At 70.1% G+C, this 13,749-nt stretch carries 9 protein-coding genes and 2 pseudogenes; 2 read left to right on the forward strand and 9 right to left on the reverse strand.

Annotated features, from left to right (window positions below):
• Positions 1-217 precede the first annotated feature (217 nt).
• From J7E88_RS27220 to J7E88_RS27235, 5 genes and pseudogenes are all read right to left on the reverse strand, one after another.
• Positions 218-1,669, reverse strand: coding sequence for a LuxR family transcriptional regulator (locus tag J7E88_RS27220; RefSeq protein WP_215185651.1), 1,452 nt, complete (start codon positions 1,667-1,669; stop codon positions 218-220).
• Positions 1,670-2,272: 603 nt separating this feature from the next.
• Positions 2,273-2,500: pseudogene (locus J7E88_RS27225) on the reverse strand (ATP-binding cassette domain-containing protein); the annotation flags it as partial.
• 429 nt (positions 2,501-2,929) lie between these two features.
• Positions 2,930-3,064, reverse strand: a complete 135-nt coding sequence (locus tag J7E88_RS36850) for a hypothetical protein (RefSeq protein WP_285427606.1) — start codon at positions 3,062-3,064, stop codon at positions 2,930-2,932.
• Between the two features lie 94 nt (positions 3,065-3,158).
• A complete protein-coding gene (locus J7E88_RS27230) occupies positions 3,159-3,821 on the reverse strand; it encodes a response regulator transcription factor (RefSeq protein ID WP_215185653.1) in 663 nt (220 codons plus the stop codon).
• Complete coding sequence (locus J7E88_RS27235) at positions 3,796-4,968, reverse strand: histidine kinase (RefSeq protein ID WP_215185655.1); 1,173 nt, start codon at positions 4,966-4,968, stop codon at positions 3,796-3,798. The genes J7E88_RS27230 and J7E88_RS27235 overlap by 26 nt, the downstream gene beginning before the upstream one ends.
• A 175-nt stretch (positions 4,969-5,143) precedes the next feature.
• Between J7E88_RS27235 and J7E88_RS27240 the strand changes: the two genes are divergently transcribed.
• Entirely contained in the window at positions 5,144-7,453 is a 2,310-nt protein-coding gene (locus J7E88_RS27240; RefSeq protein WP_215185656.1) for an MMPL family transporter, read from the forward strand.
• Between the two features lie 67 nt (positions 7,454-7,520).
• Here the strand turns inward: J7E88_RS27240 and J7E88_RS27245 are convergent.
• The 3 genes and pseudogenes from J7E88_RS27245 to J7E88_RS27255 all read right to left on the reverse strand — a co-directional run bounded on the left by J7E88_RS27245 (position 7,521) and on the right by J7E88_RS27255 (position 10,755).
• Positions 7,521-8,107 (reverse strand): annotated as a pseudogene (locus tag J7E88_RS27245) (transposase).
• Positions 8,108-8,431: 324 nt separating this feature from the next.
• Positions 8,432-9,946 carry a glycerol kinase GlpK gene (gene glpK / locus J7E88_RS27250; RefSeq protein WP_215185658.1) on the reverse strand — a complete coding sequence of 505 codons (1,515 nt, stop codon included), beginning with the start codon at positions 9,944-9,946 and terminating at the stop codon, positions 8,432-8,434.
• A gap of 41 nt (positions 9,947-9,987) precedes the next feature.
• A complete protein-coding gene (locus tag J7E88_RS27255) occupies positions 9,988-10,755 on the reverse strand; it encodes an IclR family transcriptional regulator (RefSeq protein ID WP_215185660.1) in 768 nt (255 codons plus the stop codon).
• A gap of 139 nt (positions 10,756-10,894) precedes the next feature.
• On the opposite strand from J7E88_RS27255, the gene J7E88_RS27260 reads away from it, so the two are divergent.
• Complete coding sequence (locus J7E88_RS27260; protein ID WP_215185662.1) at positions 10,895-11,323, forward strand: ATP-binding protein; 429 nt, start codon at positions 10,895-10,897, stop codon at positions 11,321-11,323.
• Between the two features lie 68 nt (positions 11,324-11,391).
• Here the strand turns inward: J7E88_RS27260 and J7E88_RS27265 are convergent, their stop codons facing one another.
• Positions 11,392-13,386, reverse strand: coding sequence for a VWA domain-containing protein (locus tag J7E88_RS27265; RefSeq protein ID WP_215185664.1), 1,995 nt, complete (start codon positions 13,384-13,386; stop codon positions 11,392-11,394).
• Between the last annotated feature and the right edge of the window lie 363 nt (positions 13,387-13,749).

The raw sequence follows: 13,749 nt of genomic DNA on the forward strand, positions 1-13,749 counted from the left end.
GATCATTGAGATTCTCCTGAAACGCCGGTCATGCGTGGGATCGGCTTCCAGACAACGCGATGCGGCCTTGACGCGTCATCACACGTCACGGGGGAAATACCTCATCCGCAACCGGCGGGGGACGGGTGACGACGCCTTCGGGGGAGGGTGACGACAGCAGCCGAGTGACACGCGAGGGCTGCATGTGGTTGGGACATGAGACCGGAAGAGCAAGGGGTCAGATCAGGCCCTGCCACCGAGCCGCCTCCACTGCCGCTCGGCGCCTACTGACGTTCAACTTCCGGTAGATGCCCTTGACTTGGGTCTTGACCGTGTTGAGGGTGACGTGGCGTCGGGTGGCGATCTCTCCGAGGGTGAGGCCGTCAGGCAGCAGACGCAGTACCGCCAGCTCCGTGGGCGTCAACTGGTGGTCGTATCCACCTGGCCGCGGCATCACGGCCTCGGTGGGCCGCAGCCCCGGGCTGCCGCCCTCCTCGTCACCCGATTCTCTCGCCTGACCCGTGCTGTCCTGCCCTGCGGTGCCGTCCTTGGAGGACGGACTCACGACCCTCCGGAGTGGGACGGGCCGAGCTGTCAGCGAGAACGGATCCGGCATTCCTGCGGACGCGGCATGCCGTCCGGCCTGCTTGGCCATCCCCTGCCGCGTGTACCACTCACACGCCGCCCTATGGATGGACACGACCTCTTCGGCGCCAAAACGTTCCGTCAGTTCACGGGTGAGCACTTGCCGGAACAGCGGGTTCAGCCGGTAGGTCCACTCGCCCTCCCGGGTCAGCAGATCGTGCTCGTCGGACAGGTGGCGCAGGATCCGGTTGGCGTCGGCGCGGCCCGTGATCGAGCGGACCACCGAGGCGTTGAGGCGGCTCAACACGCTGACCCGCAAAAGCAGTTCCTGGTCCGGGGCCGGCATGGTCTCGAGGAGTTCACGCAGAAGGAAATCGGAGCAGAGCCGGATCACCTTCGACCACCCCTCGAGACAGGTGCGGCAGTCCTCGTCCTCGGAACGGGTGATGGCGGCCAGCTGCAGGCCCATCGCCCAACCGCCCGAGCAGTGCAGCACCTTGGCCACCTGGTCCGGAGTGAGAGCCACGCCGGCCTTACTGAACAGGTCGCCGGTCTCCCTCGCGGTGAACTCCAGTTCCGGACCGCGCACTTCGGCGAGATCCCTCACGGCTCGCAGCTTGTGCAGCGGCAGGTCGGGTTCGCGGCGGGAGGCCAGCACGACGCGCAGCCCCGCGGGCGCATGACGGGCCAATTGGAGTACGGCAGTGCGCGCCGGTCCGGGTCGCAGCTCATGGAAGTCGTCCAGCACCAACACGATCGGGGTGCGCAGTGCGTCAAGGGCGTTGACCACAGCGGGCAAGGAGTCGGCCTGCCCGGCGTTCGCAGGCAACTCCACAGGCTCCCCACTCCCGTCCAGGCCGCCGGCCTGCCGAAGCGCCGCCACGAGGTGGGTGCACAGCCGGGACTGTTCGTTGTCGTCCTCGTCCAGGGTCAGCCAGGCCAGCGGCCCGTCCAGCCGCGCCCATGAGCGGGCCCATGACGTCAGGAGGGCGCTCTTGCCGCTCCCCGGCGGGCCGATCACGATCGTGAGCCTCCCGCGCACCCCTTCGTCCAGCAGCCGAAAGAGCCTGGGACGCGCGAGTAAAAGGCCTGGAGGCGGCGGCATGAGCTTGGTGTACAACACCTGATCCGCAGCTCCGCGGCCTCTGCCCCGCTCGCAGTGACGCCCGGCCATTACTTCCAATCCCCCTTCATGATCCCGGTGAAAGGGATGAACGTGCGGGACCAGCGGTTCATCCGGAACCGGAACCGCACACTTTTCGCGATCCGCCGCATGGGGCGGTGCGCTTCGGCCGCGTGCTCCTCGTCTCGGTCTTCCACCCCGGAACGACGCGGGACGCCGCGCACGCGGCGGCACGTTCGGCGTTCCGATCGCATGGTGCCGGAGCCGCGCCGCTGGACAGACCGCTGCCCCTTCGGCATAGGGCCGCAACCCGGCTGCGTCCCCAGAACGTACGGCATCGCGGTGTCACGGTTGTCCGGCCACAGCCAGGCGGCGTGCGCCGTGAAGGTGGATCACTGGTGCCAAGAGGCACCGCTCGGGCAACCCCCGACTTCCCGAGCGCATGCGCCTGGCCGGCGCGACCGGCGAGGCAGGACCACGGCCCCGCTGGGAATCGCGAGGCTCAGTGCGCCTGGATCGACCGCAGCATGTTCGGGCGGGCGGCCTTCCCGGCCGGCCGGATGGCCGCCAGGACGCCGATCAGCAGATGGTGTCGAGCCCGGCCATGCAGTGCGTCAGGGTCGACTTGCCGGAGCCGGACGGCCCCATGATCGCGGTGAACCGGCCGCGCCCGAACTCCACGGAGACCGAGTCGAGGGCCACGACGCGGGTCTCGCCCGCACCGTAGACCTTGCTCAACCCGGTGGCGCGCGCGGCCGCCACGGCGGGGGCAGGGGCCTGAGGGGTTGCGGGGGTGGTGACTGCCTGCGGCATGGGGACTCCTGGAAGGGGTGCTCGACTCGCTTCCATCGTGGTCGCGGGCCGGCAGCGATCCTTCGCTCTCAAGGCGTGGATCAGCGGCCTGCCGAAGGGCAGAGCCGCCGGGCGTCCCTACGTCTTACGGAACACCGCGCCTCTGCCCAAAGGAAGACCCCGCCATCCGAGCGCTCGCCTGGGGAGCTCGGACCGCGGGGCGCTGCGAGAGCAGATCGCCGCCGGCGTCACACTCTCCCCGGGCTCCGCCCCCACCGGATCGCCCGGGAAACGCCGCGGACCCGCCTCAGCCGATCAGTCCCGCCTGGTTCGCGAGCAGCGCCGCCTGTACCCGGCTGCCCGACCCGGTCTTCTCCAGGATCGACCCAACGTCGCCTTGAGGCCGAACATCCTGCCGCCGATGCCGCTAGGGCGCGTATCGAGTCGTGATCACCGGGTGGTCCTGGTGAGGTCTTTGATCCAGATCATCGTGGCGTGCAGGTGGAGACTGGCGAGGTAGCTGTCGGGAGTCTTGTTCGTATCGGGTGTCTCACCGTCCCAGTTCCGGCCTCCTGGGTACGTCACGCTCTGGGGCGGGTGCGGCACGTGGAGCCGACGTGAGCCGACCGGTGCACTGATGTCCGGGCGGGGACTCATGGGACATGGCCCGGCACCCGGCTCAGGTTCCGGGGAGGATACGGCGCGTTTCGTAGGCCCACATCGCGATCTCGACCCGGTTGCGGGCGCCGAGTTTGGCCATCAGGCTGGCCAGATGCGTCTTCACCGTGCTGAGGCTGATGTGCAGTGCATCGGCGATCTCGGTGTTGGTCAGCCCGCGAGCGACGGCGAGGAGCACCTGCTCCTCGCGGGCGGTGACGGGTGAGACCGGCTGGGCCACGGGCCGGCCGGCTGGCAGGTCCGCGAATGCCTGGAGCAGACGGACGGTGACGCTGGGCGCGATGAGCGCCTCACCGCCGGACGCCGACCGTACGGCCTGGGCCAGAAGGTCTGGTCCCGTGTCCTTGAGGAGGAATCCGCGGGCGCCGGCACGCAGCGCGCCGTAGACGTACTCGTCGAGGTCGAACGTGGTGATGACGACCACGGCCAGCGGGTCGGCGACGCCCGGGCCGGCGACCAGCCGGGTGGCCCCGAGCCCGTCGAGTACGGGCATGCGGATGTCGAACAGGCAGACGTCGGGGCGTAGTTCGCGGGCCAGACGTACCGCTTCCCGCCCGTCGGCGGCCTCGCCGACCACCTCGATGCCGGGCTGGGCGTTCAGCATGATCCGCAACCCGGTGCGGATGATCGTCTGGTCGTCAGCGACGAGGACGCGAATGGACACCGCTCTCGCTCCTCGCTCTCGGCAGTTCGGCTTCGACATGCCAGCCCCGGTCGGTACCCGGGCCGGCTCGTAGTGTGCCGCCGAGCAGGGTCGCGCGCTCGCGCAGTCCGGTAAGTCCGTATCCGTCGCGACCCCGGCCGGTGCGCCGGCCGTTGTCGCGCACGCTCACCCGTACCGTGTGCCGTTCCGCGGCGACCCGGACGACGAGCTCGGTCGCGTCGACCGCATGGCGCAGCGCGTTGGTCACCGACTCCTGCACGATCCGGTAGACGGCCGCGTCCACAGCCGGGGGCAGCGCGTCCAGTTCGCCGTCGAGCCCCAGGTCGACCCTGAGGCGACCACCCGGGGTGCGCACCAGGCGCTCCAGATCCGCGACACCGGCAGGCGGCGCCAGCTCGGCGCCGACCCCGCGGTCGCGCAGCGCGGCGACCATGGCGCGCATTTCCTCCAGCGTGCGCGCCCCTTCCTCCTCGACCCCCTCCAGCGCCTCGACGGCGGCGGACGGGTCGGTGCCCGCGAGAACCCGGCCCGCCTGGGCGATGATCACCATGGCCGACACGTGGTGGGCCACCGTGTCGTGCAGTTCCCGGGCGAGCTGCTCGCGCTCGCGGGAGCGCACCTGCTCCAACTGCCGCTCGCGAGCGGTCACCCGGAACCGCACGGCAGCCCCGACCACGCCGGGCAGCAGCAGGAAGACGAAGCCCACGACCTTTTCGACGACCGGGGTCTCGTCCATGACGACACACAGCGCGCCGGCCGCGAGGATCACCGCGCCGCCCAGCACGATCTCGCGTCCCGATCCCCACCGGGGCAGCGCGTACACCAGCACGAGCACGACCGCGCCGGTGTACAGGCCGACGGGCTCGCGCGGTGCGGCGACGAGCGAGGCCAGCGGAAGCAGGATCACCGAGCCGAACGCCAGCGTAACCATCGCCAGCGGGCGGGTCCGGCGCCACAGGGGCAGCAGGCACAGCCATACGGCGAACACCACCGCCACCGGCCGCCACACGACGTTCTCGCGCAGGGTGGCCTCCAGCGCCACACCGGCAAGGCCCGCGGCGAGCAGCGCCCAGTCCCGCCGCACCCGGGCGGGCGCGTCGGGCGGCCGGGGTTCGGTCCACAGGGTTCGCAGGTCGTCTCGGAGCACGGTTCTCAGCCTAGGGACCGCGGCGTGCCGCGCATCGGCCGAAAGGACGGGTCGTCACTCCGCCCCGGGGCCGACGGATCCGCGGCCCGCGGGCCGATGCCGCGGAGCGCCGTGGCGACGAGCCTTGGCATCGGCGGCCGTACAAGGACGGCCGACGAGGTGGTTGGAGGACCCGATGCTCTCGAAAGCCCTGTTGCGCCTGGGCGCAAGCGCCGCCCGCCATCCCTGGCGGGTGATCGCGGCATGGCTGAGCGCCGCCATGCTTGCCGTCCTCGCCGCCGTCGCCTTCGGCGGGCGGACCGCGGACTCGATGACCGCTCCGGGCCTGGACTCCCAACGGGCCGCGGAACTGATCGAGCGGGCTGGCACGGGTCAGGAGGGGATGACCGCCCAGGTCGTCGTCACGCCCCTCGACGGCGGTGCGACCTTCTTCGACAGCGACAGCGACAGCGGCAGCGACAGCGGCAGCGGCAGCGCGCGCACCGCTCTCACGCGGCTGCAGACCGAGGTGAAGCGGCTGCCGCACGTGCTCGGCACGAGCGATCCGGCGCGGGCACTCGACACAGGCCGGGACACCGCCGTGCGCGGCGGACTTGTCTCGGCCGACGGACGGATCGCGGTCGTCCGGGTGCAGTACCCCGACCAGAGCCGACTGTCGGCCGAGGACCTCGACGCCCTCGTCGATCTCGGCGACCGGCTGCGCGCCGAGCTGCCCCTTCGGATCGAGATGGGCGGGAGTCTCTTCTACGCCTTCTCCGACCCCGACGGCGGCGCAAGCGAGTTGATCGGGATCCTTGCCGCCGCCGCGATCCTGTTCCTGGCGTTCGGTTCGCTCGTCGCCGCCGCGCTGCCGATCGGCATGGCGGTCTTCGGGCTGACCGTGGGCGTTGCCACGATGACGGTACTGGCGGGGGTGACGGACGTCCCCACCTTCGCACCGGTCCTGGGCAGCATGGTCGGGCTCGGAGTGGGCATCGACTACGCGCTGTTCGTGCTCGCCAGGCACCGGGAGTACCTCGCGCGCGGGCTCGATCCCCACGAGGCAGCCGGACGAGCGGTGGCAACGGCGGGGCGGCCCGTGGTCTTCGCCGGCGGCACCGTCGTCGTATCGATCCTCGGCATGGCGGTCGCGAACGTGCCGTTCATGACGGTGGGCGGCCTGGCAGTCTCGATCGTCGTCCTGACCATGGTGCTCGCGTCAGTGACGCTACTGCCGGCCTTCCTCGGCGCGGCCGGCCCGCGGCTGGGCCAGGCCGGCCGGATCGTCCGGGCTCTTCGGGCCGGGCGGTCGGGCCGAATCGACCGACGGCGGGACACGGCGGCGGGCGCCGCCTCCGCCGTCGGGTGGCGGCGCTGGCTCGGGCACGTCGGCAGGCACCCGGTGCCGTACGCGGTCGGCGCGGCGGGGCTGCTGCTGACGGCGACGCTGCCCGTGCTCGGCCTGCGCGTCGGCCTGCCCGACGACGGCTCACTGCCGCAGAGCCGTACCGAGCGCCGGGCCTACGAACTCGTCGCCGAGGGATTCGGCCCGGGCACCAACGGGCCCCTCGTCATCGCCGCGGACCCCGCCGGTGATCCGGGAGTGGTGGACCGTCTCGTCGCGGGGGTCGCGGCGGATCCGGGGATCGCGTCCGTCGCGCCGGCGCGCATCGATCGGGCCACCGGCGTCGCGACCCTCGTGGTGTTCCCGACCACCAGCCCTCAGGACGAGGCCACGGCCGACACCATCGCCCGGCTGCGCGCCGAGGTGCTGCCCGCGGCGATCGGGCACGGCCCGGCCAGGGCGCACGTCGGCGGGGCCGCCGCGAGCCTGTCCGATGTGGGCCGACGCACCAGCGAACGTCTGCCGGTGTTCGTCGCCGCCGTGCTGGCGATGTCGTTCCTGCTGCTGATGCTGGTCTTCCGCTCGGTCGTCGTACCGCTCAAGGCGGTACTGCTGAATCTGCTGAGCATCGGCGCGGCCTACGGCATCATGGTCGCGGTCTTCCAGTGGGGCTGGGGAGGCGCACTCATCGGGCTGGAGGCGACGGTTCCGATCGTGTCGTTCATCCCGATGTTCCTCTTCGCCATCCTGTTCGGCCTGTCGATGGACTACGAGGTGTTCCTCCTCTCCCGCGTACGCGAGGAGTACCTGCGCACCGGCGACAACGGCACGGCGATCGTTGAGGGCGTCTCGCGCACCGCCCGGATCATCACCTCGGCCGCCCTCATCATGGTGGCGGTCTTCCTGTCCTTCGCCGTCGCCGAGGACCCCTCCACCAAGATGTTCGGGCTCGGCCTGGCCACCGCGATCTTCATCGACGCCACGGTCGTACGCATGGTGCTGGTACCGGCGACCATGACACTCCTCGGCCGGACCAACTGGTGGCTGCCGAAGTGGCTAGACCGGACGCTTCCCCGCGGCCCGGTCGGCACCGACGACACCGACGACACCGACACGGAATCCACGGGTGAGGCCCCGCGTCCACGGCTGGTTGACCGTTGACTCAACTCCTGCCCGCCCTTGGCGTCCGGCACCTCAGCGCGTCACCCAGGGGCATATCGAGTCGTGATCATCGGGTGGTCCTGGTGAGGTTCTTGATCCAGATCATCGAGGCGCGCAGGTGGAGACCGGCGAGGTAGCTGTCGGGAGTCTTGGCGTATCGGGTGGCGATGCCTCGCCATGCTTTGAGCTTGTTGATCAGGCGTTCGACGGTGTTCCGCTCCTCTTGCCCGTTTTGCTCTTCGAGGCCGCCCCCTTTGACCTGGCCTTCTCCTCCTCGGCCGCGGCTTTCTCCAGGGCGGTGACGACGTCCTCGTCGAGGTACATCTCGGCCGCGTCGTGGTGGGCTCGGGCGGTGGTGGAGCCGATGCTGACCAGGGACAGGTCCACCTCACCCCGCTTCGCGGCTTCCGTGATCAGGCCCTCCAGCAGAGCCGCGAAGACGCCGGCGTCACGCCACTGCCGGAAGCGGTTGTGGACGGTCGACCAGGCGCCGAACTCCGTCGGCATCTCCCGCCACTGCCCGCCCGTCTTGAACCGCCAGATCACGCCCTCGAACTGCTGCCGCAGTCGCTCGGGGTACGGGCCGTACTCGCCGATCGGCAGGTACGACTCAATGAACTCCCAATCCGGATCGGTCAGTTGCACTCGCGTCACGTAAGACCGTCTATCGGACCGGACCCTGCCACGAAGGCACACCCCGCAAATTGATCACGACTCGATACGCGCCCTAGGAGGCCACGCATGGGCGGCGGGCTCTCGGGATCGGCAGGCGGCGCGGCTGATGCGGGATGATCCGGCTGGGCACGCTCAGTGGTTCGGCGGGGCGGCGCCGCATTCCACGCCCCTCACTCCTGCGACATGCAGTCCGCACACCCCTGCGACATACATCCGCACACCCCTGCGACATACAGGCGTGACGGGACCACTCAGGTTGATCTCATCGGACGGCGGGCCGGCCGAACGCCGACCGGAAGAATGTCATGACCGCCTCGGCGGCTGGATCCACCCCAGGGACCGCTCGACGGCTCGTTGCCAGCAGTCGTATTCGCGCTCCCGCCGTTCGGAATCCATGGCCGGCAGCCATTGGGCGGCCCGGTGCCAGTTGCGGCGCAGGACCTCCATGTCCGGCCAGTAGCCGGCCGCGAGGCCGGCGGCGTAGGCGGCGCCGAGCGAGACCGTCTCGGCGACCATGGGCCGCACCACGGGAACGTCGAGCACGTCGGCGAGAAACTGCATGAGCAGGTTGTCGGAGGTCATGCCCCCGTCCACCTTGAGCTGCTTCAGGGCGAGCGCGGAATCGGCGTTCATGGCGTCGACGACCTCCCGTGTCTGCCAGCCGGTGGCCTCCAGGACGGCTCGGGCCAAGTGACCCTTCGTGATGTACGAGGTGAGGCCGACGATGACACCGCGGGCGTCGCTTCTCCAATGGGGTGCGAACAGACCGGAGAACGCGGGGACGATGTAGCAGCCGCCGTTGTCCTCGACGGTGCGCGCCAGGGTCTCGATCTCGGGTGCGCTGTTGATCAGACCCAGTCGGTCGCGGAACCACTGGACCAGCGAGCCGGTGACGGCGATCGGCCCCTCCAGGGCGTAGACCGCGGGCTGCTCCGCGATCTTGTATGCGACGGTGGTGAGGAGCCCGTGCCGGGACCGGACGACGTCGGAGCCGGTGTTCATCAGCAGGAAACTGCCGGTCCCGTAGGTGCACTTCGCCTCGCCGGGCGAGAAGCAGGTCTGCCCGAACAAGGCCGCCTGCTGATCGCCGAGGGCGGCCGTGATCCGGATCCCCGGGAGCACGGAGCGGGCCTCGCCGTAGCCCTCGGCCGAGGGCCGGATCTCCGGCAGCATCACCCGCGGGACTCCGAAGAACTCCATGAGCTCGCTGTCCCAGGTCAGCGTCCGCATGTCGATGAGCATGGTGCGGCTGGCGTTGGTGGCGTCGGTGATGTGCAGACCGCCGGCCGTTCCACCGGTGAGGTTCCAGATCAGCCAGCTCTCCATCGTGCCGAACAGCACCTCCCCGTCCCGGGCACGCTGCTCCAGCCCGTCGACGTGATCGAACAACCAGCGGATCCGGGGCGCGGAGAAGTACGTGGAGGGAGGCAGGCAGCAGCGTTCCAGGAAGAACTCATCCCCGGGCCGGTCTCTCAGATCGTCGACGAGCGGAGCGGTGCGAGTGTCCTGCCAGACGATGGCCTTCCCCAGCGGCACACCGGTCCGCCGGTCCCAGAGCACGCTCGTCTCCCGCTGGTTGGCGATCCCGATGGCGGCGATCTGCCCGGCGTCCACGCCGGCGTGGGACAGTGCCTCGGGCACCACGCGCTGTAGGTTGCGCCAGATCTCGACAGCGTCGTGCTCGACCCATCCGGGCTGGGGAAAGTACTGGCGATGCTCTCGCTGGGCGACCGACACCAGCCGCCCGCTGTGGTCGAACAGGATGCACCGAGTGGAGGTGGTGCCCTGGTCGATGGACATCACATACCGTGCAACCATGATCGGGCCTGCCTTCCGATGTGTCGCGGAGCCGCAGGTGCCTACCAGCGGGCCGCGCCCAGGTCTCTGGAGATCGCCCGGGCGGCCTCCCGGAGCAAGGTGATCAGGGCCGGTTGGGGCCGTCCTCCCGTGTCGCAGATCCGCTCGACCGGGCCGGATACGCCGAGCGCGCCCACCACGAGGCCGCCGTGCCCCCGGATCGGCGTGGCGATTCCGGCGTCACCCATGCTCATTTCCTGCACCTCGGAGCCCCAGCCGAGCTCTCGGATCTCGCCGAGCGCCCGGTTGAGGTCCTCTGGGAGCGCCAGGGTGTGCCGGGTGTAGGCCTCCAGTCCGGCCTTCAGCAACGGCTCGACGGGCGCGGCCCCGAAGGCCAGCAGTACCTTGCCGAGCGAGGAGGCGTGAAGCGGCAGCAGCGCACCCACGTCCAGGGTCTGGAGGGTGTCGTCCGGCCGGAAGACGTGGTGGACGATGAGCACCTTCCCCTCCAGGGGTGTGCCCAGGCGGACGGCCTCCCCGCTGCGGGCGGCCAGGGCGTCGGCCCAGTTGAGGGAGCGCGACCGCAACTCGTTGACGTCGAGGTAACTGGTACCGAGATGGAGCAGAGCCGCTCCGAGCTGGTATTTTCCGGTGGCCGCGTCCTGCTCCACGAAATCCACGTGCTGCAGGGTGCGCAGAATGCCATGGGCGGTGCCTTTGGCCAGTCCGAGCGACGACGCCACCTCGCCCAGTCCCAGCCTGCGGGGACCGGTGGCGAGCAGACGCAGAATCGCCGCCGCCCGTTCTATGGACTGGACCGGGCCGACCATAGAACGATCGTAGTACCTTCGGCTCAGGACCTCCGTTCGACAATGCCGACCGCCGTTCATTGACCGACCGCCCCTCTCTCCTTAGCGTTTTTCATCACGCCCGGCGACTGGCCGGCAGCGCTCGCGGAGGAGGAGGGCCATGACAGTGGCACAGCTCAGTGCAGAGCTTCCCGAAGACGTCACGTACGTCTTTCCGCTGCCGCATGCCCCCAGGGCCGCCTCGGTCGTGCGTCGGCGCGTGCGAGCGGTCCTCACCGCCTGGCACCTGTCCACGGACGTCGCCGAGGACGTGCTTCTGCTGGCCTCGGAGCTGCTCACCAATGCGATCATCCACGCCCTGCCCCCGGCGACGCTGCGGATGTCGCAGGTCCTGGTGGACGGGCTCAAAGCCGTACACATCGAGGTGACGGACGCGGGACCTGCGGCTCCGGCCGACCCGCCGGCGTCCGGGCTCGACCCGGACGAGCACGGCCGAGGCATCGGAATCGTCATGGCGCTCTCGGCCAGGCATGGCGTGCAAGAGCGTGCCGACGGGACCAGCTGGTGGGCAGACGTGGTCGTCGGATGAGATGCGGAAAGGGTCCGCGCGGCCCGGGCCCGGCCGGCGCTGCGTGAGCCGCCGGCCGGGCGTGGGCGTCAGCCCTTGTGGATCTTGATCGACCCGCCCGCGAGGGCGGTCGTCGGGTCGGCGTCGGGCGCCGAGCCGATCTGGTTGTCGTAGACGAGGGTGTCGTCCGCGGTCTTCCACACCCTCATCCGGAACGTGTCCGGCGTGCCATCGGTTGCGGTGAGCATGAATGAGTACCCGGCGAGGCCGTTGACCGTGCCCGTGCCCTTGTAGATGGCCTTGTCACCCGCCACGACCAGCCACTGGTAATCGGCGGAGTGGAAGTTGAGGCTCCCGGCCTTGAACTGGAACTCCGTGCTGCCGGTGGGTACGGTCGCGCCCTTCTTGTACTTCGACACGAAGCCGAAGTTCGCGCGCCCGGTGGCCCCTGGGTCGGCCGGGTAGGCGCCGGCCGGCGAGTTGATCCAGCCGCCGCCGGTCACAAAGCCGCCGTTGGGGTCGTACACGACGACGAAGCCGCAGTGCTGGGTGTCGGACCCGCCGTCGTCGTCCGTGACGGTGACGGCGATGTCGTAGATGCCCGCGGCCGCGTACTGATGCGTGCTGCCCACCGGGGAGTTCACGCCGGGCACATCGGTGGTGATGCCGTCGCCCCAGTCGACCGACATCGCGTGGGTGTCGAGGGCGCCCGGGTCGGTGAACGTACCGGTGAAGGAGACGTCCGTGTCGACCGCGTGGGGGTCGACCGGGCAGGTGGTCAGGGTGAGATCCGGGGCGACGTTCTTGACCGTCACGGTCGTGGAGTCGTCGTCGGTGAGGCCGTTGTCGTCCGTCACGGTGAGCGTCACGGCGTCGCTGCCGTCGTCGAGACCGTTGTACGTGGCCACCGCCGCGCCGGCGTTCGCCAGCGTTCCGATGCCGGCGCCGGCACCGCTCCAGGCGTACGAGACGACGGTGCCGTCCGGGTCGTGGCTGGCGGAGCCGTCGAGCAGGACCGCGGAGCCCTCGTCGACGGTCTTGTCGGGCCCGGCGTCGGAGACGGGCGGCAGGCAGTTGACGGTGACGACGACCTTCGGGAAGGTCACGGAGGCGTTCTGGTCGTCGTCGTAGACGACGGACTTGTTCACGTCCAGCGGCCCGCACGGGGCGCCGCGGTGCTTCACCTGGTAGGTGATCTCCAGGTCCTCGTCCCCGAGATCGGCCCGGGACCAGGTGAATCCATCGGCCGTGACGTTGTTCACGGCCGATCCGGCGAGGTTCGCGGTCACGGTGCCGGCCACGAGCTGCCAGGGCGAGTCGAGCGTGACGACGATCGACGGGTGGGTGGCTCCGGGCACCACGACCGCCTCGACGATCTTCTTCAGAAGGGTGTCGAGGCCGCCGAAGTCACCGACCGAGAAGGTGTTCTCGGAGCCGGGGCCGCTGGCGATGACGTCCAGGGTGGCCTGCTGGATCCCTCCGCCGACGCCCACGGCGAAGACGTTGGCCTTGGCCTGCAGGGCGGCGGCCTCGGCGGCGGTGTTGCCGCTGGTCGCCTCGCCGTCGGTGATGACGACGACCAGCTGGTTGCGGGCGGGGTCGTCGGCCCCCAGGACGGCGTTCGCCTCGGCCAGGCCGCAGGCGATGCATGTGCCGGTGTCCTGCTTGGGGTTGGTTTCGATGGCGTTCAGGACGGCGTCCTTGTCGCCGCTGAGCGCGCTGACGGGCGGCGCCGCGGAGTTGGCGAAGCCGACGACGCCGACCCTGCCGCCATGGGTGAACAGACCGTGGGCCGCCACGCCGTTGACCACGCTCTTGGCGAAGTCCTTCAGCTGGCCCCACTCGGTGGCGTCGATGCTGCCGGACTCGTCGAGCACGAGCACCAGGTCGGTCGGTGTCGACTGGGTGCTGGACTCGCCGTCGAGTCTGAGCGTCACGGTGGAGGTGCCGTACCGAGCGACGGCCGTGGGACTGGCCGAGGCGTCGGGCACGGGCGCCGCCGTGGCGCTGGGCGCCAAGGCCACCATGCCGGTCAGGGCGAGTGCCAGGACCGCGAGTCCGGTCAGGAGAGCCCGTACGGGCATGGGCATGCGCATACGCGCCGATAACGCGTGCATTTGATTCCCCCCTAGGAATCCAAACAGCGAGACAGGCACACCGATGTGCCCGACTCCGCCGTTGTCCGAGCACGGAGCGTGCCGACTCAAGCTCGCTGCGTCAAGAGATCGCACAGAGCGGACATGTGTACGCATCTCTGGCCTCGGCAGAACAGTCGGTGCCGGATGTTAGGTCCTCCGCGCCATCGACGCAGGTTGCGCCGTTGGAGCGCCGAGAGAGCCGGAGCGCGCGCGGGGGAGTGCCTGCCGTACCGACGCACGTAAGCCCCCTCTCGGAGGGCTGGACCCTTCCCGGCCACCTCAAGGTCAGCACCGGTCTGCTTGAGCCGA

It is taken from the genome of Streptomyces sp. ISL-10 (assembly GCF_018614575.1).
Taxonomy (GTDB): Bacteria; Actinomycetota; Actinomycetes; order Streptomycetales; family Streptomycetaceae; genus Streptomyces.

Bases quoted from the DNA above. Each gene is read 5' to 3' on its own strand.
- J7E88_RS27220 (WP_215185651.1), bottom strand. From the start codon at position 1,669: ATGCCGCCGCCTCCAGGCCTTTTACTCGCGCGTCCCAGGCTCTTTCGG.
- J7E88_RS27240 (WP_215185656.1), top strand. From the start codon at position 5,144: ATGCTCTCGAAAGCCCTGTTGCGCCTGGGCGCAAGCGCCGCCCGCCAT.
- glpK (WP_215185658.1), bottom strand. From the start codon at position 9,946: ATGGTTGCACGGTATGTGATGTCCATCGACCAGGGCACCACCTCCACT.
- J7E88_RS27255 (WP_215185660.1), bottom strand. From the start codon at position 10,755: ATGGTCGGCCCGGTCCAGTCCATAGAACGGGCGGCGGCGATTCTGCGT.
- J7E88_RS27260 (WP_215185662.1), top strand. From the start codon at position 10,895: ATGACAGTGGCACAGCTCAGTGCAGAGCTTCCCGAAGACGTCACGTAC.
- J7E88_RS27265 (WP_215185664.1), bottom strand. From the start codon at position 13,386: ATGCCCGTACGGGCTCTCCTGACCGGACTCGCGGTCCTGGCACTCGCC.